The organism is Blastomonas sp., assembly GCF_030373265.1.
In the GTDB taxonomy this organism is placed as follows: domain Bacteria; phylum Pseudomonadota; class Alphaproteobacteria; order Sphingomonadales; family Sphingomonadaceae; genus Blastomonas.
The window spans coordinates 76,081-98,839 of the sequence record NZ_JAUCZC010000016.1 but is presented as its reverse complement, the minus strand read 5'-3'; the positions used below and the strand labels follow the sequence as shown (position 1 = coordinate 98,839).

Below are 22,759 nucleotides of genomic sequence, written 5' to 3'. Positions count from 1 at the left end.
AACCGTTCTCGAACGATTCTTCGTCTCCGCTGGAAGAGGCGCCCATTACATCGGGGAGCAACCGAACGCAAGCATCAAGCAGCACCAAAGCCCCGGTTTCCCCGCCCGAAAGCACGAAATCGCCGATCGAAATCTCCTCGATCGGCCGCGCCTCGAACAGGCGCTCGTCAAAGCCCTCGAATCGCCCGCACAGGATGGTCACACCGGGGCCATCCGCAAGCTGCCGCACCCGCGCCTGGGTGAGCGGCGCACCGCGCGGCGTCATCGCGATCACCGGAGCCTTTGGCGCACGCTCGAGCGCATGATCGACCGCGCTGGCGAGCACATCGGCGCGCAACACCATCCCTGCCCCGCCGCCTGCAGGCGTATCATCGACGCTGCGGTGCTTGTCGGTGGCAAAGTCGCGGATCTGGATCGCCTCAAGCGACCAGCGCCCTTCGGACAGGGCGCGCCCGGCAATGCTGTGGCCCAGCGGTCCGGGGAACATCTCAGGGTAGAGCGTGAGGATCTGGGCTGCAAAGGTCATTGGGTCCAGTTCTCGACCTTCAGGCCGGGGATGTCAGCGAAATCGCCTTCGTTGTTGGTCACTATCGTTGCCCCGATGCTGAGGGCATGCGCAGCGAGCAAGCGATCGAAACGCGCGCGTTTGAAAGGCAAATCGGCATAGGCGCGCGCCGCAGCCTGGTCGAACGGCTGCACCGGTACGACCGAAACAAATGCAGCAAGCGCTTTCGGCGTCGGCGGCTTTCCAAGCTCGATGCCCAGTGCGATCTCCGCATAGCTTATAGCCGATAGCCCGATCTCTCCTGGCGACAGGGTGGCTAATCTAGCGCGAAGCGATGGGTGTTGGGCTGTTGTAGCAAATATGGCGCTGTCAGCATCGATCAGATAGCGAACTTCCTTCACAGCAGCAGATCGCTGGGCCGGGGCTCAAAATCTTCTTTCGGCGCCGGCACATGCACCATAGGGGCTGCCATACCCCAAAACGCGTCCACATCGAGACGCATAGGCTCAACCTTTCGCGGAGTCAGAACGAGCTGGTTATCCCGGTGTTCTACCGACCATTCGCCGTCCGGCTCGATCCCCAGCGCAGCCGGCATACGGATGGCGACGGAATTGCCCGACTTGAAGCTCTTTGCGCGGTATTCCTTGCCCATCATGGCCTCCTGTATATACGCGATGTATATACTATTCGGCCCAGATCGGGTCAATCGCGATGCGGTTCTCCCCGATATCGGCAGCGGCGACCGGGACCATGAACGTTTTGCCGTCGCGGGTGGCGATATCGAGCAGATCGCCGGCGCCGAAATCCTCGATGGCACGGACGGTGCCCAAAGGCTCGCCCGTTTCGGACACCACCGGAAGCCCGACCATGTCGGCGTGATAATACTCGCCCTCGCCAAGCGGCGGGAGCGCAGAGCGCGGCACGGTGAGTTCGGTGCCGCGCGCGGCCTCGGCAGCGTTGCGGTCGGCGATCTCGGCAAAGCGCGCGATGCCGAGGTCCTTTTGCGGACGCAAGGTCTTGAGCGTCAGCGCGCCGTCGTTGAAGCTCTTATGGGCCTTCACCCCGTCCAGACCGGAGCCGAACAGCTTAAGGCGCACCTCGCCGGTGATGCCGTGCGCGCCGACGATGACGGCGAGAGTTATCGGGCGGTCAGACATAAAGCCCCTCTCCTTCAGGGGAGGGGTTGGGGTGGGGCCTGAAACTTCAAGCCCCGAATTCATTCCCCACCCCCGACCCCTCCCCTGAAGGGGAGGGGCTTTTAAGCGTTAACCTTCAGCCGGTTCTGCAGCAGCTTCTTCAGCGGGTGCTTCTTCGGCAGCAGGCGCTTCAGCCGGTGCGTTCTTGGCTTCTTCAGCGGCCTTGGCGGCTTCTTCGGCTTCAGCGATCTTGGTCGCCTTTTCTTCAGCGCGTTCCTTGGCCTTCTCGCCGGGCTCGCCCTTCTTCATGTTCACGGTCGCCTTGCGTTCCTTGATGCCCATGGTGTCGAGGAAGCGGGCAACGCGATCGGTAGGCTGCGCGCCGACCGACAGCCAGTGCTTGGCGCGCTCTTCGTTGATCTTGACGCGCTCGCCCGAATCCTTGGCGAGCAGCGGGTTGTAGATGCCGATCTGCTCGAGATACTTGCCGTCGCGCGGCGCACGGCTGTTGGCAACGACGATCTTGTAATAAGGGCGCTTCTTGGAACCGCCGCGCGAGAGACGCATTGAAATAGACATGTGAACCTTACCTTTCTGAAATAATTAGATTTAAATCACTTTTTCTTGAAATTCTGAAAGCCGGGCGGGAGGCCGTTGGGAAGGCCCGGAAGCCCGCCAGGCATGCCCTTGCCGCCGCCACCGCCGAGCAGCCCGGCAATGTCGTCCTCGCTCGGCATCTTGCCACCGCCCAGACCACCCATGCCGCCGGCACCACCGCCGCCACCGAACATGGCGGCAAGACCCTTCAATCCACCCATTTTGCGGATCTTCTTCATCGCGCCTTCCATCTCCTGGTGCATCTTGAGCACCCGGTTGACGTCCTGCACGGTGGTACCCGATCCCTTGGCGATGCGGATCTTGCGCTTGGCGTTGAGCAAAGCGGGCTTGTCGCGCTCCTTGGGGGTCATCGAACCGATGATGGCGTCCATATGGACCAGCACCTTGTCGTCGACGCCGCTGGCGCTCATCGCCGCCTTGGCCTTCTTCATGCCCGGCATCATGCCCGCGAGCGCGCCGAGCCCGCCCATCTTAGTCATCTGGCGCAGCTGCGTGCGCAGGTCGTTCATATCGAACTGACCCTTGGACATCTTGGCGGCGAGCTTGTCCGCATCGTCCTTCTCGACCGTCGCAGCGGCTTTCTCGACCAGGCTGACGACATCGCCCATGCCAAGGATGCGGCCTGCGACCCGGCCAGGATGGAACGGCTCGATCGCGTCCATCTTTTCGCCCATGCCGACGAACTTGATCGGGCGACCGGTGACAGCGCGCATCGAGAGCGCAGCACCGCCGCGCGCATCGCCGTCCATGCGGGTCAACACCACGCCGGTCAGCGGCACCTGCTCGGAGAAGTTCTGTGCGACGTTGACCGCGTCCTGGCCGGTCAGCGAGTCGACAACGAGCAGGATTTCCTTGGGCGTCGCCTCGGTGGCGACCGCCTTCATCTCGTCCATAAGCTGCTGGTCGACGTGCAGACGGCCAGCCGTATCGAGCATCACGACATCGAACGACTGCAGCTTGGCCGATTGCAGCGCGCGCCGCGCGATATCGACCGGCATCTGACCGGCAACGATCGGCAGCGTGGCAACACTGATCTGCTCGCCGAGCACCTTGAGCTGCTCCTGCGCGGCAGGGCGCTGCACATCGAGCGAGGCCATCATGACCTTCTTGCCGTGCTTTTCCTTGAGCAGCTTGGCGATCTTGGCGGTGCTGGTGGTCTTGCCCGAGCCCTGCAGGCCGACCATCATGATCACCGCGGGCGGGGCGACAGCCAGGTCGAGGTCGCTGGCTTCGGAGCCCAGCATCTCGGTCAGTGCGTCGTTGACGATCTTGACGACCTGCTGGCCCGGCGCGACCGACTTGAGCACCGACTGCCCGACGGCCTGCTCGGTGACGGTGTTGATAAAATCGCGCACCACGGGCAAGGCGACATCGGCTTCGAGCAGCGCGATGCGGACCTCGCGCATCGCTGCACGGACGTCCTCTTCCTTGAGCGCACCACGGCCGCGCAGCTTGTCGAACACGCCGCCAAGGCGATCAGTCAGATTATCGAACATATCCGCTTCTCCTTCTGCCCGCCCAAATGGCCCGTTGCCCCGACATGATCAACCACCGCCCGATCCAGCTTTGTACCAAACGCACAAAACGCCGGTGGGCGAAACCTCGCCGACCGGCGCGCGCATGGACCGCGACTGCGGTTCTAGCGGCTGGACTGGGTGCCAGCACGCAATCGGGTGCGCACAGGCTGGGCGGGCCATTAGCGCAACCGCCGCAGGCTTGCAACCCCTGCGGCAACGGTGGCTGGCGGACGGCAACCCCTAACGGTGCGTTTACCATCGTGTGGCGCGGAAAGGCTGACAAGTGCGCTGGGCACTCTGTCCAAGCGTAAACGATGTTTTAACGCTCGCGGCGTAGGCTCCTTGCCATTCAGCCGGATACTCCAGGCCGGCTGAGGGGAATGATGGTGCGAAACGTGAAAACCGATCCCTCGAATTTCGCCCGTGCAGAGGCTCTCGCCCACCGCGCGGTGCAGGGACGCGATTTCATCGCCGGCGGCATCATGACCGCCGCACTGCTGATGTTTGTCGGCACCGCAGGCAGCATTTTGCCTACGGTCGTGTTTCGTTTCAGAGGCTTTCCCGTATCGCCGGACAATATTGCCGTCACGGCGCTGCTGCTCAACATCGCGCTGATCATCTTTGCATGGCGCCGGTACAACGAGCTCCATCAGGAGATCGCGCATCACAAGAACGCCGAAGAGCAGGCCAAGACGCTCGCGGTCACCGATCCGCTGACCGGGTGCCTCAACCGGCGCGCGATCGGCGAAGCAACCTCGAGCCTGATCGCGCAGGCATCCAGGCGCGAAATGACCGTCGCGTATCTGATGCTCGACCTCGATAACTTCAAAAACATCAACGACATTCAGGGCCATGATGCCGGCGACAAGGTGCTGGTGGAAGTTGCCCGGCGGCTCAAGGCGACGATGCCCCCCAACAGCCATGTCGCGCGACTGGGAGGCGACGAGTTCGCCTGCACCTTCATCTTCGATGCCGATTTCCCCGAAACGGTTCAGCGCGTGGCAGAGGACATGATCGAGCAGGTCAGCCAGCCGATCATCGGTCCGATCGGCCATGGCGATGCCGAGCTCACTGTCACTGCATCGATCGGCATCGCGCGCGCGGATCTGTGCGACAACAGCCTTGATGTGCTGATGCGCCGCGCCGACATCGCAATGTATGCCAGCAAGAAGCACGGGCGGAACCGCTATTGCTGGTTTGACCCGCGCATGGAAAGCGAAGTCCAGTTCCGCAACAAGATCGAATCGGGCATGCGCGTCGGCATCGGACGCGGCGAATTCGTGCCCTATTACGAACAGCAGATCGACCTCGCCTCGGGAACGCTGATCGGCTTCGAGGTGCTCGCGCGCTGGAACTCGCCCGAGCTCGGGCAGATCGCTCCCGACATCTTCATTCCCATCGCCGAGGACACCGGCATGATCGGCGACCTGTCGGCCTGCGTCATCCGCCAGGCGATGGAAGATGCCCGCAACTGGGACCAGAGCCTGACCATCTCGGTCAATATCTCGCCGGTGCAGCTGCGCGATCCGTGGCTCGCGCAGAAGATCGTCAAACTGCTGGTCGAAACCGGCTTTCCCGCCAGCCGGCTCGAGATCGAGATCACCGAAAGCTGCCTGTTCGAGAACATGGGGCTGGCGCAGTCGATCATCGGCAGCCTGAAGAACCAGGGTGTGCGGGTCGCGCTCGACGATTTCGGCACCGGCTACAGCTCGCTGGCGCATCTGCGCGCGCTGCCGTTCGACCGAATCAAGATCGACCGCAGCTTCGTCACCTCGATGAACGAGAGCAAGGAGAGCCGCGCGATCGTCCAGACCATTGCTTTGCTGGGTGAATCCATGGGCCTGCCGATCACCGCCGAGGGGATCGAGGATGGCGACCTGATCGCACATCTGACCGCAATCGGCTGTGCCAAGGGTCAGGGCTTTCATTTCGGCCAGCCGCTCTCGGTCGAGCAAGCGCGTCGCTTGCTTGCCGACCGCAACATGCTGGGTCATCCGGTCCAGCCGCGGATTGAAACCGATGCCCAGACATTCGACGAGCTGGCCGGGCTCACCGAACCCCAGCGCCGCGCTGCTCTGGGCGAATAATCGCCCGGCTGCACGGCTGGGATGGTCCCGATAAGCCTTCTCAATCTGCATCCCAGCGTCTAAAGCGCGGCCATGGCGCACCACCGTTTTCACAAGATGCACGGCCTCGGCAATGACTTCGTCATTTTCGATGCCCGCGAGCACGACCTTGCGCTAAGCGCGGATCAGGTGCGCGCCCTCGCCGATCGCCACAGGGGTATCGGCTGCGATCAGTTGATCGTCATGACCGCCGCCAGCCCATCTGGCACTGCCGATCTTGCCATGAGGATCTTCAACCACGACGGGAGCGAAGTCAGCGCATGCGGGAATGCCACGCGCTGCGTCGTCGCGCTCGCCGGGCGCGATGTGCTGATCGAGACCGGCGCCGGGCTGCTGCGCGGGACGCTGGGCGATGGCGCGGTGACCATCGACATGGGGCTGCCGGGGCTGGAGTGGGACGCGATCCCCCTCGCCTATCCCATGGACACCGCACATCTGCCGGTCGGCTGGGAGGAGCTGACCGATCCCGCCGCTGTCAGCATGGGCAATCCGCACGTCATCGTCTTCGTGAACGACAGCGCCGCAGTGGATCTGGAACGGCTGGGGCCGCTGATTGAGCATGACCCGCTGTTTCCCGAACGCGTCAATGTTAACGTCGCGCACCTTGCAGACGATGGCATCCATCTGCGCGTCTGGGAGCGCGGCACCGGGCTGACGCTGGCCTGCGGCACCGGCGCGTGCGCGACCGCGGTAGCCGCGATCCGTCGCAAGCTGGTGACGGGTCCGGTGCAGGTGCATCTTCCCGGCGGCACGCTGATCATCGACTGGCAGCCCGGCAACACCGTATCGATGAGCGGCCCGGCGACGCATGTTTTCACCGGCGAGATCACCCTCTGACGCCGATGCCCGCCACCACCAATCCCGCCACCCGCGGCCTCGAGATCGTCTCGATGGGCTGCCGCCTCAACATTGCCGAAGGCGAGGCAATGCGTGGCCTTCTCGCCGGGCGCAGCGACGTCATCGTGATCAACAGCTGCGCGGTGACCAACGAGGCGGTGCGCCAGACTCGCCAGGCCATCCGCAAGGCGCGCAAGGGGCGACCCGATGCACAGGTCATCGTCACCGGATGTGCCGCGCAGACCGATCCGGCGATGTTTGCAGCCATGCCCGAGGTGGATCGTGTGCTGGGGAATATCGACAAGCTCGATCCCACAAGCTTCGACCCGCGCGCCAACGCGAAGGCGCGGGTCTCCGATATCATGGCCGTGCGCCAGACCGCGCCGCACATGGTCACCAGCTTTGCCGAACATGCCCGCGCTTTCGTGGAAGTTCAGAACGGCTGCGATCATCGTTGCACCTTCTGCATCATTCCCTATGGCCGCGGCAACAGCCGCTCGGTGCCGGCAGGCGCGGTGGTCGATGCGGTGCGCGGCCTGGTCGATCGCGGCTATGCCGAGGTCGTGCTCACCGGGGTGGACGTCACCAGCTATGGCCCAGACCTGCCCGGATCACCCACATTGGGCATGCTGGTCGAACGCATCCTCAAGCTGGTGCCGGACTTGCAGCGCCTGCGTCTGTCCTCGCTCGACGGGGTGGAGGTGGACGACCGGTTATTCGACCTGATCACCGGCGAGCCGCGCATCATGCCGCATGTGCACCTGTCGCTGCAGTCCGGCGACGACATGATCCTCAAGCGAATGAAGCGCCGCCATTCCCGTAGCGACGCCACCGGGTTGGTCGAGCGGTTGAAGGCCAGGCGTCCTGCCATCGCCATCGGCGCCGATCTGATCGCGGGCTTTCCGACCGAGGACGAGGCGATGCACGCGCAGAACCTTTCAATCCTCGACGCCTGCGATGTTGTCCACGGCCATATCTTTCCCTTCTCGCCCCGCGCCGGGACGCCTGCTGCACGCATGCCGCAGCTCGACCGAGCGCTGGTCAAGGCGCGTGCCGCCGAGATGCGCCATGCGGCTCAGGCCCGCGCTGCGCGGTGGAAACAGACCCTCGTCGGCAGCCGCCAGAACCTGCTGGTCGAGCGCGACGGACGCACCGGCCATGGCGAAAACTTTGTGCGCATCGCTTTGCCTCAGGCCCAAGCTTCCCATATCGGAAGGATCGTGCCAGTGGCGATCACGGGCCAGCACGGCGATACGCTGACAGCGGAGATGGATATATGAGCGAGAATAGCTGGAGCGAGCGCCTGCTCGGCGGCTTTCGCAAGACGTCGGACAAGCTGACCCAGAACATCACCGGGCTGGTCACCAAGTCGCGGCTCGATGAAGATCAGCTCGACGAGATCGAGGAAGCACTGATCGTCAGCGATCTTGGGCCGCAAATGGCGGGCAAGGTCCGCGCGCGCCTCTCCGAAGGACGCTTCGAGCGCGGGCTCGACGAGGATGGCCTGCGCGAGATCGTCGGCGAGGAAATCGCCAAGTCACTGCGCACCGTGGCCGAGCCGCTCGACATCATCGCCTTCCCGCGTCCGCAGGTGATCCTGGTGATCGGCGTCAACGGATCGGGCAAGACCACCACCATCGCCAAGCTGGCGCACCTTTTCCAAGAGCAGGATTACGGCGTGATGCTGGCGGCGGGCGATACCTTCCGGGCCGCCGCGATCGGCCAGCTCAAGATTTGGGCGGACCGCCTTGGCATCCCGATCGTCAGCGGCAAGGAAGGTGGCGACGCGGCGGGCATCGTGTTCGACGCGGTCAAGCAGGCGACCGCCACCGGCATCGACGTGCTGATCGTCGACACTGCGGGCCGGTTGCAGAACAAGCGCGAGCTGATGGACGAGCTTTCCAAGATCCGCCGCGTGCTCGGCCGCCTCAACCCCGCCTCGCCGCACGACGTGGTGCTGGTGCTCGATGCGACCAACGGACAGAACGCCCTGTCGCAGATCGAGACCTTCAAGGAGGTCGCGGGCGTTACCGGTCTTGTGATGACAAAACTGGATGGCACCGCGCGCGGTGGCATCCTGGTGGCAGCAGCAGAGAAATTCGGTCTTCCCATCCACGCTATCGGCGTGGGCGAAACCATCGACGACCTCAGACCCTTTGACCCCGAATATCTGGCGCATGTGATCGCCGGAGGAGCGAAATGAGCGAAGAACTTCCCGCGGCCACCGAGGTGGTTGCCCCCAAAAAGTCGGAAGGCAGCCTGCTGCCGCTGCTGCTCGATTTCGGCCCGTTGCTGATCTTCTTTGCCGTTTTCAAACTGACCCAGAGCGACGGCGCCGCGCTCGCATCCACCCGCGCCGCGATCAACGGGACGCTGGCGTTCATGGTCGCGATCCTGGTCGCGGTGGCGGTATCGAAATGGAAGCTGGGGCGGGTGTCGCCTATGCTGTGGCTGTCGGCCGTACTCGTGATCGGCTTTGGCGCGCTGACCATCTATTTCAACGACGAGAGCTTCATCCAGATCAAGCCGACGATCATCTATACCGCCTTTGCCGTGCTGCTTTTGGGTGGCTGGATGACCGGGCGCCCGCTGCTGCGCTATTTGCTGCAGGCGGCGTATGACGGGCTCGACGAGACCGGCTGGATGAAGCTGTCGCGCAACTGGGGTATCTTCTTTGCGGTGATGGCGCTGATCAACGAAGGCCTGCGCTATGGCCTGGACTTCGAGACGTGGCTGACGGTCAAGGTCTGGGGCGTCACGGCGGTATCGTTCCTGTTCGCGATGAGCCAGATCCCGATGCTGATGAAGCACGGCCTGGCAATCGAGAGCGCGAAGGGGGAGTAAAACTCTGGGCTACCGCCGGAGCCATGATTGCTCGGGCCTACGCTCATTATATCTTAACGGTACCGACGTAGACATCGTCCACCATCGCGCAAATGTCTTGCGACGCGCTGGCTGAGAGACGGTGCAGTGCTCCCGCGATCACGGGAGACGCACGCATATGTTCAATTTCATGCTGGAACCGGGCATCCCCCTGTTGACGGTCACCCGCACCGGCCAATGGTCGGTGGCGACGGTCGCTGCGCACGAAATCGCATTTCGGCAGGAGCTGGTGCAGTTGCGTCACTCCGGCAAGACCAGAGGCCTGATCGTTGATATCGGCGCGACCTGGATGCAGGAACGCGACGTCGCATGGGCGCTGCGCCGGATGGAAATGCGCTTAGGAGAACTGAGGCCGGAGCGGATCGCCGTGGTCTCGTCGTTCGGCGCGTCGCGGCTGCATGCGCGGCACCTGAAAGAGCCCGACACCCAGATTTTCGCCTCGATGCAATTTGCCCGCGCCTGGATCATCAGCAAGGCCGACGAAACCGCTTATCCTGGCCAAGTGTATGATCAAGCGAGCCATGCCGAGGCCGAGGGACTGACGGTCCACGTGCATGGACCATCCAACGTGCATATCATGCTGACGCCCGCCGCCGCGCTCGAGACGGCCAAGCGGATTGGAGATGCGGCGGTCGAGGTTATCATTGAAAATGCCATGGCAGACGGCGACCGCGCGACCATCGCCACGCTTGTCGATTGCGCCGAAGCGAGCCTGGCGAACTCGCGGCTGCAGGCCCAGACCATGCCGCTGCCGGGGGCAGGTCAACCCGGAATCTAAGCCCCCCTGCCCCCGGCTCTTGCCGAGGACAGGGTGTGCTCAGGACCGAAATCAGCCTTCCTGGTCGGCGCGTTCGATGCCCTTGCCGTCGAGGTTCTGCGCCACGAATTCCCAGTTGATCGCCTTGTCGAGCACGGTGCCGGCATAGTCCGGGCGCGCGTTGCGATAGTCGATGTAATAGGCGTGTTCCCACACATCGAGCGTCAACAGCGGCTTCATGCCCTCGTGTGCGACCGGCGAGTCCGCGTCGTGCAGCGACGTGATCTCAAGCTTGTCGCCGTTGAGCACCAGCCACGCCCAGCCGCTGGCGAAATGGCCGACAGCCTCTGCCTTGAGCTTTTCTTTCATGTCGGCGACCGAACCGAAATCGGCCTTGATGCGCTCTTCGAGCGAACCCGGGATGGTCTGGCCTTCGGGGCTCAGGCAATGCCAGAAGAAGGTGTGGTTCCAGATCTGCGCAGCGTTGTTGAACAGGCCCTTGTTGCCCTTGTCCTTGGCGGCAGTGATGACCTTGGAGAGGCTGGCGCCTTCCAGATCGGTGCCCTTGACCATGTCGTTCGCCTTGCCGACATAGGCATTGTGGTGCTTGCCGTGGTGATAGTCGAAGGTTTCAGCCGACATCACGTCGCCAAAGGCGGTCTTGTCGAAGGGAAGCGGGGGAAGGACGAAAGCCATAGGTCATCTCCTGTTTGGGAACGGTGAAACGGTTGCCGCAACGCATATGGGCAATTGCCGGTGCGGGTAAAGGGCCAAAGCGTGCGGGATCAGCGCATTTACGGGGCGATGATCAATCGGTTGCGATACGCCACGGCGGATAGCGGCGATTCTCGCCGCCGAAATACAGGCACAGGACGTTTCCGGCCGGATCACAGAGCCGCGCCTCGCGCCAGCCCCAGTCTTCATCGCGGGGCATCTGGTCGAACGCAAAGCCTTCCGAAGCCAGCGCGGACACCCGCGCATCGAGGTCCGCGCATTCGAGATAGGCCAACGCGCCGCCGGTGTCCTTGCCGACATGGATCGAGAGCGTCGCACCATTGCCTGCCTCGAACCGGGCGTAACCATTGTCAGGACTGTCGACGATCTGTGTAAGCCCAAGCGCGCGGTAGAAGGTCACAGAAGCGGCATAATCGGTCGCACCGAGCGTGATCTGGTTGAGGTAAAGGCCTGGTGCGAGCGCATCGTTGCGGACGATCTGGTGCCCCATCGGACCATTGGCGTCCACGAGCGCAGGCGCATCGCGCAGCGCCAGCCGCACGAACAGGCGCGCGCGTTCCACCGCCTGCACCAGCGGCACCCCCTGCCCCATCAGGGTCGCGATCGCGCTGGAAAGCGTGCAGCCGGTGCCATGGCTGTGCGGGCTGACAATTCGTGGGTCATCCCAGCACGCGACCTCTCCCTCGCGGGTCACCAGCCGGTCGGTGACCGTGTCCTCGCCGGCGTGCCCGCCCTTGATCAGCAGTGCAGGGGCCAGTTGTAACACTGCCTCCTCGCCTCCGAGCGCATCCAGCTCGGGCAAGTTGGGTGTTACCAAAGTGGCGCAGGCCATCAGCCGCTTGAACGCGGCGATGGTGGCAGGGTCGGCGAGCACCGCGCCGCTCGAGGCAATCATCACGGGATCGAACACCACCGGGGTATCACCCTGCCCCGCCAGCCAATCCGCCAGCGCCTCGGCGATCTGAGGCGAGCCCAGCATGCCGATCTTGATGGCATCGAGCCCGAAATCGCACGCCACCGCGTTGATCTGCGCGATGACCATGTCGGCATCCAGCACCTGTACCGCATCGACCCCGCGCGAATTCTGCGCGGTGATCGCGGTGATCGCGGTCATGGCATGTCCGCCGAGCATGGTGATGGTCTTGATGTCCGCCTGGATACCCGCACCGCCCCCGGAATCGGAGCCTGCGATGGTCAGGATGCGGGCGGGCCGGTCACCCATGCTGCGTGAACTTCCGCACGGTCGACCCCGGAAACTTCGCCAGCAGCTTTTTGGGCCGCACCGGCCGGTCGACAAGCTCGCCGCCGCAATTGGGGCAGATATCGTCCAGTTCCTCGCTGCACTCGGCGCAGAATGTGCACTCGAACGAGCAGATGAAGGCGCCCGGCGCTTCGGGCGGCGTGTCGATGCCGCAGCGTTCGCAATCGGGCCGCATCTCGAGCATCAGGCGGTCACCTCTGCGACCACCGCACAAATGCGGTCCACCACCGCCTCGACCTGATCCGCATCGTCGCCTTCGGCCATCACGCGGATGACCGGCTCGGTGCCCGACGGCCGGATGACCAGCCGCCCGCGGCCACGCAGCTCATCCTCGGCATCGGCGATGACGGCTTGCACACGCGGATGGTCGAGCGGCTTGCCACCTGCAAAGCGCACGTTCTTGAGCAGTTGCGGCGCCGGATCGAACACGTGCAGCAATTCGCTTGCGGGCTTGGCCTCGCGCACCAGCTCGGCCAGCACCTGCAGCGCCGCGACCGTGCCGTCGCCGGTGGTCGCATGATCGAGCAGGATCATGTGCCCCGACTGCTCGCCACCGACATTGTAGCCACCCGCGCGCATCGCGCCGAGGACATAGCGGTCGCCAACCTTGGTTCGGATCAGCTCGAGCCCCTGCCCCTTGAGATAACGCTCCAGCCCAAGGTTCGACATCACCGTGGCAACCACCCCGCCACCACGCAACCGGCCCTGCCGTGCCCAGCTCGCGCCGATCAGCGCCATGATCTGGTCGCCGTCGACGACGCTGCCCTTTTCATCGACCACGATCAGCCGGTCAGCATCGCCATCCAGCGCGATCCCGATATCCGCCCCCGAAGCGACGACGCGTTCCTGCAGCGTCTCGACATGCGTCGAACCGACGCGGTCGTTGATGTTGAGGCCGTTCGGGGTGACTCCGATGGCGACCACCTCTGCACCCAGCTCCCAGAAGGCCGAGGGGGCCACGCGATAAGCGGCGCCGTTGGCACAATCGATCACGATCTTCAGCCCATCGAGCCGCACCTGGTCGGGCAACGAGCTCTTGATGGCGTGAAGATACCGGCCACTTGCATCGTCGATCCGGCGGGCCCGACCAATGCTCTCGGATTCTGCCAGCTTGGGCGCACCCGCCTCGAGCAGCGCCTCGATGCGCATCTCGTCCTCGTCGGACAACTTGAAGCCATCGGGGCCGAACAGCTTGATGCCGTTGTCCTGGAACGGGTTGTGGCTGGCCGAGATCATGACGCCCAGATCGGCGCGCATCGAGCGGGTGAGCATCGCGACCGCGGGCGTCGGCATCGGCCCGACCAGCACCACGTCCATGCCGACACTGGTAAACCCTGCGACCAGCGCATTTTCCATCATGTAACCCGAAAGCCGCGTATCCTTGCCGATGACCACGCGATGCTTGTGGTCGCCGCGCAGAAAGTGCGCGCCCGCTGCCTGCCCCACCGCCATCGCCATCGCTGCGGTCATGAATCCGCTGTTGGTGCGCCCGCGAATGCCATCGGTGCCAAAAAACTTGCGTGTCACGAATGCTTTTCTCCATTTGCAGCGTATGGCACGTAACCGATTGCGTTGCCGCTTGCCAGCCATCCGCATCTACCTATGGTTGCACATCGGCGTAAAGAAACATGCAAAATCATTCCCGCCATGGGCAGGATGGAAGAATGACGGGGACGTCCGAATGCTGAAAACACTGCTGGTGCTGGGGGCCCTCATCATCGGCATCTCGATCGGGATCGCAATCGGCAACGACGCGCCCGGCGTGGTCGATGCCTCCGACGTCATCGGATCGCTTTGGTTGCGCGGCTTGCAGATGACCGTCATACCCTTGGTTGTTGCGCTGCTGATCACCGGCATCCTGCGCACAGCTGAAATGGCGAGCGCTGGGCGTCTGACCGTCCGCGCGATCGTCACGATGGTTGTGCTGCTCTGGGCATCGGCGGCGATGGCGACGGTGGTGACGCCTGCCCTTCTCGGCGCGTTCCCGTTGCCCGAGGCGGCACGCACCGCGTTGCAAGCGGCGCTGTCGGGCGCGCAGCCGACCGGCGATATTCCGCCGTTCACCGAATTCCTGCGGGCGCTGATACCCACCAACCCCGTTGCTGCCGCGGCCAATGACGCCATCCTGCCGCTGATCATCTTCACGCTGGCGTTCGCCTTCGCGTTGACCCGCCTGCCCGCCGAGCGCCGTATGCCGGTGCAGGGCTTTTTCGGCGCAACCGGTGATGCGATGATCATCCTGATCGGCTGGGTCCTCGCGCTCGCGCCGATCGGGGTGTTCGCGCTCGGACTGGTGGTGGGTTCACGCGCTGGTGGCGCAGCCTTTGGCGCCCTCGGCCATTACGTGCTGATCGTGGTCAGCGTCGGATCGGTATTGTGGTTCGCCGCATTCGCGATTGCTGCGCTGGGTGGCAGGATCAGTCCACCCGCGTTCCTGCGCGCATCGATCCCCGCGCAAGCGGTGGCGATCTCGACACAATCCTCGCTCGCGTCGCTTCCCACGATGCTGACCGGCGTGCGCAGCCTGGGCGTGGGCGAGCGCACCGCCGATGTCGTGCTGCCGATCGCGGTTGCGCTGTTTCGTGCGACAGGTCCCGCCATGAACATGGCGGTCGCAATCTACGTCGCCCATCTGATGGGGATCGAATTGGGCCCGGTCGCGTTGGCTGCGGGACTGGCTGCGGCTGCGATCACGACGATGGGATCGGTATCCCTGCCAGGATCGATCAGCTTTATCAGCGCCATCGCGCCGATCTGTTTTGCGATGGGCGTGCCGATCGAACCGCTGGCGCTGTTGTTGGCGATCGAGGTGTTTCCCGATATCATGCGCACGCTGGGCAACGTAACGATGGACATGGCGGTGACGACGACGATCGCCCGCGCCGAAGGAGATACGCAATGATCTATCGCAAGCTCGGCGGGCTCGAGGTTTCCGCACTGGGCCTGGGCTGCATGCCCATGGCCGGGATCGGCGACAATATGTACGGCAAGGCCGACCATCGCGAGTCGATCGCGACGCTCGAACGCGCCATGGAACTGGGCGTGACCTTCTTCGACACCGCCGAAGTCTATGGCCCTTATGTCAACGAGGAGCTGCTCGGTCAGGCGATCCGCGGTCGCCGCGAACGGCTGGTCATCGCAACCAAATTCGGTTTCCGGATCGAAGATGGCAAGATCGCTGGCGTCGATTCGTCACCCGGCAATATCCGACGCGCGTGCGAGGGCTCGCTCCGGCGGCTGGGCGTCGACACCATCGACCTGTATTACCAGCACCGCGTCGACCCCGATGTGCCGATCGAGGAGACCGTCGGTGCAATGGCGCGGCTGGTGGAAGAGGGCAAGGTGCGGTTTCTGGGCCTCTCCGAAGCCGGCGCAGACAATATCCGCCGCGCCCACGCCACCCATCCGATCGCCGCGCTGCAATCCGAATATTCGCTGTGGGAACGCGGGGTCGAGAACGAGATCCTGCCTTTGTGCCAGGATCTGGGCATCGGTTTCGTGCCCTACAGCCCGCTGGGACGCGGCTTTCTCACCGGACAGTTTGCCAAGCGCTCCGACCTGCCCGCAGGCGATTACCGGCTTAACGATCCGCGCTATTCGGAAGAGAATTTTGCCAGCAACATGGCCATTGTCGATGCCGTCAAGACGATCGCCGCCGCGCACAGCGTGTCGCCCGCGCAGATCGCGCTCGCCTGGCTGCTGGCGCAGGGTGAAGACGTGGTGCCGATCCCCGGATCCAAGCGCCGAGCGACGCTGGAGGATTCGATGGCGGCGGTGACGGTGAAACTGACCAGCGCCGATCTCGACGCGCTCGATGCCGCCGCGCCCAGGGATGGCACGGCCGGCGACCGCTATGGCGAGGTGGCGATGAAGATGGTGCGGATCTAAACACCCCTATGGCGCATCCCGGTTTCCTGCGAAGGCAGGAACCCATCTTCTAAGCGGGCACTGGGCGGAACGGTCCGGAGATGGGCCCCCGCCTGCGCGGGGGACCGACATTGGCTGCAGCTACGATGAGCCAGAATGCTCCGATCGGTTCACCACCAGCGAAACACACCGGCCACGCCCGCGCCCAGAGGCTGATGCGCCCACTGGCCCGCGATCCAGAAGGCCACGCCGCCGATCAGCGCGATCCAGCCGGGAAACGCAAACCCGCGGCCAAACGGCACGAAGCTGGTGTGCGATTGCCAGTGCAGCCAGGCATCCCCCATCAGGATGAACTTCTTGCGGTCCTGCATCCGTGATCCGACCAGGGCCAGCACGATGATAGCGCCGCACAGGATGAAGCTGTCGATGCGGGGCGCGACCAGAATGTGGCTGACGCCCCAGAGCGCGAAACTCCACATCATCGGGTGGCGGGTGATACGGAAGACCCCGGCCGGATCCTTGACCGCAATCTTCTTGGCGGCGGCCTCCGGCACCGGAAGCGCAGGATTGCCGATCAGCGATCCTGCAAACAGGATCGACGCGACCAGCATCAGCACCGTGCTGACAGCCCAGACCCCGTCGCCCGCAGGCCAGAACGGCTGGGCCACCGGAGCGCGCTGGAAGCCCTGCACCATCAGGAACAGCGTAACGAACGAGACCAGCGTGTAAACGAGCTGGAAGCCCTTGTCGCCGAGCCGAGCCACCATCGGCGCGCGCAGGGGGTGCGACATGGCAAAATGGCTGCCGACAAACCCGACCGCGCCCGCCAACAGCATCGCATAGCCCTGCATAGACGCTTCCCCCTGCCCGACGGACGCCGTGTGTCAGCGAGTCCGCATTGCCACCATATTACCGCTCATAGGCCTTTGGCAAAGCCCCTTCCTGCGGGGTGCGATAGCGTTCGCGCAACTTGGACTGGCGGTTGTCGAGCGGCTGCTGGACGCCATCGATCATCACCGCGACGGGAGCCGAGGCCAATTCGAGCGGATCGCCATCCCAGATCACGACATCGCCCTGACGGCCAGGCCTCAGGCTGCCGAGCATCCCGTCGACTCCGAGCGCCTGCGCCGGACCCGATGAAATCGAGGCGAAAGCCTCATCCCAGGTCAGTCCCGTTGCCCCCGGCACCCGCTGCAGCGCCACCAGATTGCCGGCATATTGCGGCGAGTAATGCAGTTTGTGCGCATCGCTGTCGTTGATCATGCCGATCGCGACGGTCACGCCGGCGCGCTTCATCCGGCCGATGTTCGACTGGGTGGCGGCGGTCTTCTCGAAGTCCGACGGCAGATCGTTCAGCGCCGAGGCGATCACCGGCACATTGGCCGCTGCGATCTGACGCGCAACCATCCAGCCTTCCGAAACGCCCACCAAGACCAGTTTGAGCGCCGGAAACTCCTGGCGCAGTTTGATCACGTTGAGGATGTCCGCGGCACGCTCGACATGCACCAGCAGGTGAATCTCGCCGTTGACCACCGGCAACAACGCCGCGGCATCCTGCCGGGTGAGCAGCGCGTCGTGCGGGCGCATCTGCATCGGCCGCTGGCTGCGTGCGTATTCCTGCGCCTCGATCAGGCCATTGCGGAACTCCAGAAACGCCGAAGCCCGGCTGCCGCCCGCCTTGGACGAACCGGTCTCGCCAAGCTCCACGAACTGGAATGCGCGTGCCTTGGTCACGGCGTCATAGTCATCGCCCAGATCGATCAGAGCGCCCATGCCTGCGAAGATCGAGGCTGGCGCCTGCGGTGCCACCACCGCCCGCGTGATGCCTGCCGCACGATTGACTGCGATGGGCGTCACCTTGGGATTGATCGCGGGGGCGACGTCGATTGCTGCCGAGAAGTCGCCGCTGCTGGCGCTGCTGTCGTTGGTCTCGCGCACCGCCTCGACCTCGACCAGACCGATGCGGCTGAAGCCCGCGAACAGACCGGGCGTTACCCACCTGCCTGTCGCATCGACCACTTGCGCGCCGGCGGGAATGGCGACGCCCGAACCTGCCGCGACGATCTTGCCGTCACGCACCACGACGGTACCGCCCTCGATCGGCGCGCTGCCATCGCCGATGACGACCTTGCCGCCGGTGATCGCAATGGTCTGCGCGGCAACCGGAGATGCAAACAGCGCTGCGGCGGTGGAGACGAACAAAAGCGCCTTTTTCATGTTGCGGCTCATTTCGTGTCTCCCTCACCCGGCTGGCCCAGCTCGAAATCGCTCACCGGACGGCGCGTGGGATCGTTGAAATCGTATAGCATGGCGCCATCGATCCAGACCTTTTCAGGCCGCGCGTAGACCGACAGCGGGTTGGCATTCCACAAGACGACATCCGCCATCTTGCCGGGCTTCAGGCTGCCGGTCTGGTCGGCGATGCCCATTGCCCTGGCCGGGTTGTAGGTCAGCCAGCTGATCGCGGTGGCATCGCTGATCGTGAAACCCATCCGCCTGCCATCGCCCTGCGCCTTGGCGGCTTCCTGGTTCAGTCGCTGGATCTGGTCCTGATCGTCCGAATGGATGATCGTGCACGCGCCGGTGTTCTGGATGATCGCGGCATTTTCGGGAATGCCGTCATAGGATTCCATCTTGAAACCCCACCAGTCCGCCCAAACCGCCGAGCAGATGCTGTTTTCCTTGAGCAGATCGGCGATCTTGTAGGCCTCCACGGCATGGTGGAAGGTAGAGACGGTATAGCCGAACTCCTTGGCCATATCGATCACGATCGCCATTTCGTCGGCGCGGTAGCAGTGGTTGTGAATCTGGATCTTGCCTTCCAGCGCGCCCTTCAGCGTATCCATGCCGATGTCGCGGGTGGGCGGCGTGCCGCCCTTCTTCTCATATTCGTCCCAACGTGCCTTGTATTCGGCGGCACGCGCCCAGGTCTGGCGGTTCATCGCCAGATTGCCCATGCGGCTGCCAGGCTTCTGATTGCGGCTGCCATAGACGCGCTTGGGATTCTCGCCGCACGCCATCTTGAGGCCATAGGGCGCGCCGGGGAACTTCATCGACTGCATGGTGCGACCGGGCACGTTCTTGAGGGTAACCGACCGGCCACCGAACAGATTGGCTGAGCCCGGAAGAACCTGCAGGCTGGTGACGCCGCCATTGGCCATGGCCCGGCTGAAACCGGGATCCTGCGGCCAGACGCTGTGTTCCGCCCAGACATCCGCAGTCACCGGGCCGGTCACCTCGTTACCATCGGCATGAGCAGACACGCCCGGCGAGGGATAATCCCCCAGGTGACTGTGGATGTCGATGATGCCCGGCGTGACGAACTTGCCGGTACCGTCGATCACCGTCACATCGGCAGGGATGGCCATGTTCGCGTCGCCGACCGCCGTGATCTTGCCATCGGAGAAGAACACCACGCCATTGTCGATCTGCCCGCCTTCGCCATCAAAGATGGTGACGTTGCGGATCGCAGTGGGCGCGCCGCCATAGGGCTTGTAGGTGCTGGGATACGGGTTCTCATCGAAGCTGACCTTCGCCGTCTTGGGCGCATTGTTGCTTGCACCCGATGGCCCCTCGGCGCTCGTCGTATTGGCACATCCGACGACCAATATGGCCGCCAGTGGCGCGGTGAACCCGTATTTCATATGTTCTTCCCTGTCGCAGATTTATCGATGTGTTGTTGATGGCTCAAACGCCACGCGTTGCTGGGTGTATGCCCGCCGCCTGATTCTCGGCGAGTTCCGCCTCTCCCGCCAGCGGCTCGACATCCTTGAGGGTATCGAGGTGCATCAGCTTCTTGATCAGTGGGGAGATCAGAACCACCGCTACGCCCACGCCGATCGCGATCCAGCCGATGTTGGAATACACATCAAGAACCGTCTGCTGACCTGCGCCTTCGCCGCTCGCCGCTTCCGAACCTGTCGCCGCAGCGATCAGACCGGCAACAAAGTTACCCGACGCCGACGCGAAAAACCAGGTGCCCATGATCAGCGATGCCATGTGCGCCGGCGCCAAGCGATTCATCGCGCTGAGGCCGACCGGCGACAGGCACAATTCGCCGGTGGTGTGGAGCAGATAGATCAGGAAGATGAACAGCACCGGGGTCGGTACGCCCGCGCCGGTTGCCGCAGCCCCAGCCACCAGCACCAGGAACCCGGCGCCCAACTGGACCATCGCCAGACCGAACTTGGCAGGCGCGGAGGGTTCGAGCCCCCGGCGTCCGAGCCAGGTCCAGATGCCTGCAAAGAACGGCGCCAGCAGCACGATATACATGGCGTTGACCGACTGGAACACCGAGGCGGGCACGCCGCCGCGATCGACATAGCGATCGGTATACAGGTTGAGCGAAGAGCCTGCCTGTTCGAACAGGGCCCAGAACAGGATCGAACCGAGGATGAGGAACATCGCCGCGAAAATCCGGTCACGGTCTTCGCGGTCGAGCTTGGTGACCGCGGTTATCAGCACATAGCCGACCAATACGATGCCCGAGACCAGCAGCAACCAGCCGACGACCGACTGATACTGGATCAGTGCCCAGATGCCGAGCACAGCGCCGACACCGACGGCATAGATCAGCCATTCTTTCTTGATGCCCATCACGGGTGCGGCGAGCGCCACCGGATCGGGCGATTCCCCGCGGCCGCAGAGCAACGGCTTGCCCAGAGTGAACACCACCAGACCCAGCAGCATGCCGACACCCGCCGCGCCAAAGCCGTAGGACCAGCCATAGGTTTCACCCAGATAGCCGCATGCCAGCGACCCCAGGAACGCGCCGAGGTTAATGCCCATATAGAAGATGGTGTAGGCGCCATCGCGGCGCACATCGGTGCGCGGATACAGCTGACCGACGATCACCGAGATATTGGCCTTCAGGAAGCCTGAGCCAACGATGATGAAAGCCAATGCCAGCCAGAATATGGTCAGCGAGGTGGTATTCTGTCCACCCGTTCCTTCAAATCCCATCAGGAAATGACCGAAGGTGAGCAGCACAGCGCCAAAGGTCACCGCCTTGCGCTGCCCCAGATATCGGTCGGCCAAATATCCGCCCAGCACCGGGGTGATATAGACCAGAGCGGTATACGCGCCGTAGATGACGCCCGATTGCTCGTCCGAGAACAGCCAGTGCTTGGTCAGGTAAAAAATCAGCAGCGCGCGCATGCCGTAATAGGAAAAGCGTTCCCACATTTCTGCGAAGAACAGCACGTACAGGCCCTTTGGATGGCCGAGAAACGTGCCTTTGGAATCGCCACTAACGGCATATCCGCTGGCCATATTCGATTGCTCCCGTCGATTTTATAATGGCGGCCTGTCCCCGGGCGCGCCATAGCATGCGCGCCAACCTAGAGAAAAATGCGCGGCTGTGAAGCGCCTTGTTGCAGTTGATACCGCCTTCTCGTTTTCCAGCCGCTCACCGGAGCCCGACGTGACCCAGTTCAACGACCTTTCCTCGCTGCCTGCCTATCTCGCCAGCCGCCGATCGGGCCGCCCGCGGGACATGGTCGCCCCAGGCCCCGACGCTGCACAGCTGCGCGACATCGTCGCCATCGCCACGCGCACACCCGATCATGGCAAATTGAACCCCTGGCGCGTGGTGCACATCGCCAGCGACCAGCGCGATGCGCTTGCCAGGGTTCTGGTCGATGCCTATCGCTCCGAAAAGCCCGAGGCCGGGAGGCTGGAGATCGAGGCGATGGAGACGTTCGCGCGGCAGGCGCCCGAATTGCTGGTGGTGCTCTATTCGCCGCGCGAATCCAGCAAGATCCCGCTTTGGGAGCAGCAGCTTTCGGCCGGTGCGTTCGTCATGAACCTGCTGCACGCGATCCATGCGCAAGGGTTTGTCGGGGGCTGGATCACCGGCTGGCCGAGCTACAGCGATTCCGTACGCGACCATTTCGGCGCTGCGGGCGAACAGATCGCAGGCTTCGTGTTCATCGGCACGGCCAGCCAGCCGCTCGAGGAACGCCCGAGGCCAGAAATCGACGCGGTGTTCAGCGAGTGGAATGCCGTGGCGCGCTGACGGGCGCAGCCATGCGGCTTCGCGGGGTCAGGCAGGCTCTTCGAGCTCGTCCTCGTCCTGATAGCCCGCAGCCTCCTCGGCTGCAAATTCCTGGGTGATTGCCGCGTCGAGCTTGTCGAGCGGCTCGAGCTTCGATTCCTGCTTGTGGGCAAGCTGTGCCGCAACGTCCCAGGCCTTGGCCGCAGCAAGCGCGATGCCTTGCCGGTTTTTCAGCGGCTCGGCCGCCGCCTTGGCGATCTGCAGGCTTTCCTGCTCGCGGCAGAATTTCTCGGTGACGCGCACGACATGGCCCTCCCTGGCATTGACCGTCGACTGCAGGAAGGAGGCGGCGGACGCAGGTTCGCGCATCATCGCGCTGACCCCGGCGAACGGACGAGCGCACGATAGCACGCCCCGTTCAAGAACACGAACGCTGGTTCATGCGTGCCGGGCCAGGTTGTTTCTGGCGGTACCAGACAGGATATGCACGCCATCACAGCGCGACCACCAGAGTATGCGACA

The 22,759-nt window shown here is 63.8% G+C and carries 24 protein-coding genes; 9 read left to right on the top strand and 15 right to left on the bottom strand.

The genetic code is table 11. From position 1 onward, the window contains the following. The 6 genes from QUV11_RS11225 to ffh form a co-directional block, all read right to left on the bottom strand. Positions 1–526 (bottom strand): tRNA (guanosine(37)-N1)-methyltransferase TrmD (locus QUV11_RS11225; protein WP_300882679.1); only part of this gene is annotated, 526 nt, incomplete at its 3' end. Beyond that, positions 523–906 carry a type II toxin-antitoxin system VapC family toxin gene (locus QUV11_RS11220; RefSeq protein WP_300882677.1) on the bottom strand — a complete coding sequence of 128 codons (384 nt, stop codon included), beginning with the start codon at positions 904–906 and terminating at the stop codon, positions 523–525. The genes QUV11_RS11220 and QUV11_RS11225, both read right to left, overlap by 4 nt. After that, positions 903–1,157: an AbrB/MazE/SpoVT family DNA-binding domain-containing protein gene (locus QUV11_RS11215; protein ID WP_300882675.1), complete on the bottom strand. Its 255-nt coding sequence runs from the start codon at positions 1,155–1,157 to the stop codon at positions 903–905. The genes QUV11_RS11220 and QUV11_RS11215 overlap by 4 nt, the downstream gene beginning before the upstream one ends. A gap of 31 nt (positions 1,158–1,188) precedes the next feature. Continuing rightward, on the bottom strand, positions 1,189–1,662 hold the full coding sequence (gene rimM / locus QUV11_RS11210) for a ribosome maturation factor RimM (protein ID WP_300882673.1): 474 nt from the start codon (positions 1,660–1,662) through the stop codon (positions 1,189–1,191). 108 nt (positions 1,663–1,770) lie between these two features. Beyond that, a complete protein-coding gene (rpsP, locus tag QUV11_RS11205; protein ID WP_300882671.1) occupies positions 1,771–2,220 on the bottom strand; it encodes a 30S ribosomal protein S16 in 450 nt (149 codons plus the stop codon). A gap of 35 nt (positions 2,221–2,255) precedes the next feature. After that, positions 2,256–3,755, bottom strand: a complete 1,500-nt coding sequence (gene ffh / locus QUV11_RS11200) for a signal recognition particle protein (RefSeq protein WP_300882669.1) — start codon at positions 3,753–3,755, stop codon at positions 2,256–2,258. Positions 3,756–4,171: 416 nt separating this feature from the next. Between ffh and QUV11_RS11195 the strand changes: the two genes are divergently transcribed. The 6 genes from QUV11_RS11195 to QUV11_RS11170 all read left to right on the top strand — a co-directional run bounded on the left by QUV11_RS11195 (position 4,172) and on the right by QUV11_RS11170 (position 10,400). After that, complete coding sequence (locus tag QUV11_RS11195; RefSeq protein WP_300882667.1) at positions 4,172–5,863, top strand: EAL domain-containing protein; 1,692 nt, start codon at positions 4,172–4,174, stop codon at positions 5,861–5,863. Between the two features lie 72 nt (positions 5,864–5,935). After that, complete coding sequence (dapF, locus tag QUV11_RS11190; protein ID WP_300882664.1) at positions 5,936–6,739, top strand: diaminopimelate epimerase; 804 nt, start codon at positions 5,936–5,938, stop codon at positions 6,737–6,739. Positions 6,740–6,744: 5 nt separating this feature from the next. Next, complete coding sequence (gene mtaB, locus QUV11_RS11185; protein ID WP_300882662.1) at positions 6,745–8,019, top strand: tRNA (N(6)-L-threonylcarbamoyladenosine(37)-C(2))-methylthiotransferase MtaB; 1,275 nt, start codon at positions 6,745–6,747, stop codon at positions 8,017–8,019. After that, on the top strand, positions 8,016–8,942 hold the full coding sequence (gene ftsY / locus QUV11_RS11180) for a signal recognition particle-docking protein FtsY (RefSeq protein WP_300882660.1): 927 nt from the start codon (positions 8,016–8,018) through the stop codon (positions 8,940–8,942). Before mtaB ends, ftsY begins: the two co-directional genes overlap by 4 nt. After that, positions 8,939–9,583, top strand: a complete 645-nt coding sequence (locus QUV11_RS11175; protein ID WP_300882658.1) for an inner membrane-spanning protein YciB — start codon at positions 8,939–8,941, stop codon at positions 9,581–9,583. The genes ftsY and QUV11_RS11175 overlap by 4 nt, the downstream gene beginning before the upstream one ends. 157 nt (positions 9,584–9,740) lie before the next feature. Beyond that, positions 9,741–10,400, top strand: a complete 660-nt coding sequence (locus QUV11_RS11170) for a hypothetical protein (protein WP_300882656.1) — start codon at positions 9,741–9,743, stop codon at positions 10,398–10,400. A 51-nt stretch (positions 10,401–10,451) separates the two neighbouring features. Here the strand turns inward: QUV11_RS11170 and QUV11_RS11165 are convergent, their stop codons facing one another. The 4 genes from QUV11_RS11165 to glmM all read right to left on the bottom strand — a co-directional run bounded on the left by QUV11_RS11165 (position 10,452) and on the right by glmM (position 13,902). After that, the gene (locus QUV11_RS11165) at positions 10,452–11,075 is read right to left on the bottom strand and encodes a superoxide dismutase (RefSeq protein ID WP_300882654.1); all 624 of its coding nucleotides are present in this window, start codon (positions 11,073–11,075) and stop codon (positions 10,452–10,454) included. A 112-nt stretch (positions 11,076–11,187) separates the two neighbouring features. Next, positions 11,188–12,336 (bottom strand): bifunctional hydroxymethylpyrimidine kinase/phosphomethylpyrimidine kinase, encoded by a 1,149-nt coding sequence (gene thiD / locus QUV11_RS11160; RefSeq protein ID WP_300882652.1) that lies wholly within the window; start codon positions 12,334–12,336, stop codon positions 11,188–11,190. Then, entirely contained in the window at positions 12,329–12,559 is a 231-nt protein-coding gene (locus tag QUV11_RS11155) for a DUF1272 domain-containing protein (RefSeq protein ID WP_300882650.1), read from the bottom strand. The genes thiD and QUV11_RS11155 overlap by 8 nt, the downstream gene beginning before the upstream one ends. Then, positions 12,559–13,902 (bottom strand): phosphoglucosamine mutase, encoded by a 1,344-nt coding sequence (gene glmM, locus QUV11_RS11150; protein WP_300882647.1) that lies wholly within the window; start codon positions 13,900–13,902, stop codon positions 12,559–12,561. Before glmM ends, QUV11_RS11155 begins: the two co-directional genes overlap by 1 nt. Before the next feature lie 154 nt (positions 13,903–14,056). Here glmM and QUV11_RS11145 point away from each other — a divergent pair, with 154 nt between their 5' ends. Together QUV11_RS11145 and QUV11_RS11140 are read left to right on the top strand one after the other, a co-directional pair. Then, positions 14,057–15,277 (top strand): cation:dicarboxylase symporter family transporter, encoded by a 1,221-nt coding sequence (locus QUV11_RS11145; protein WP_300882645.1) that lies wholly within the window; start codon positions 14,057–14,059, stop codon positions 15,275–15,277. Continuing rightward, positions 15,274–16,263 carry an aldo/keto reductase gene (locus QUV11_RS11140; protein WP_300882642.1) on the top strand — a complete coding sequence of 330 codons (990 nt, stop codon included), beginning with the start codon at positions 15,274–15,276 and terminating at the stop codon, positions 16,261–16,263. Before QUV11_RS11145 ends, QUV11_RS11140 begins: the two co-directional genes overlap by 4 nt. Positions 16,264–16,412: 149 nt before the next feature. On the opposite strand, the gene QUV11_RS11135 is transcribed toward QUV11_RS11140, so the two are convergent. The 4 genes from QUV11_RS11135 to QUV11_RS11120 are packed head-to-tail and all read right to left on the bottom strand — an operon-like array spanning position 16,413 to position 21,513. Next, complete coding sequence (locus QUV11_RS11135) at positions 16,413–17,093, bottom strand: NnrU family protein (protein ID WP_300882641.1); 681 nt, start codon at positions 17,091–17,093, stop codon at positions 16,413–16,415. Between the two features lie 58 nt (positions 17,094–17,151). Further along, positions 17,152–18,459, bottom strand: a complete 1,308-nt coding sequence (locus tag QUV11_RS11130) for an amidohydrolase family protein (protein WP_300882639.1) — start codon at positions 18,457–18,459, stop codon at positions 17,152–17,154. An 8-nt stretch (positions 18,460–18,467) separates the two neighbouring features. Next, a complete protein-coding gene (locus tag QUV11_RS11125; RefSeq protein WP_300882637.1) occupies positions 18,468–19,886 on the bottom strand; it encodes an amidohydrolase in 1,419 nt (472 codons plus the stop codon). A gap of 43 nt (positions 19,887–19,929) precedes the next feature. Beyond that, the gene (locus tag QUV11_RS11120; protein ID WP_300882635.1) at positions 19,930–21,513 is read right to left on the bottom strand and encodes a peptide MFS transporter; all 1,584 of its coding nucleotides are present in this window, start codon (positions 21,511–21,513) and stop codon (positions 19,930–19,932) included. A gap of 151 nt (positions 21,514–21,664) precedes the next feature. Here QUV11_RS11120 and QUV11_RS11115 point away from each other — a divergent pair, with 151 nt between their 5' ends. Continuing rightward, complete coding sequence (locus QUV11_RS11115; protein WP_300882683.1) at positions 21,665–22,258, top strand: nitroreductase; 594 nt, start codon at positions 21,665–21,667, stop codon at positions 22,256–22,258. Between the two features lie 27 nt (positions 22,259–22,285). On the opposite strand, the gene QUV11_RS11110 is transcribed toward QUV11_RS11115, so the two are convergent. Then, a complete protein-coding gene (locus tag QUV11_RS11110) occupies positions 22,286–22,609 on the bottom strand; it encodes a hypothetical protein (protein WP_300882633.1) in 324 nt (107 codons plus the stop codon). Between the last annotated feature and the right edge of the window lie 150 nt (positions 22,610–22,759).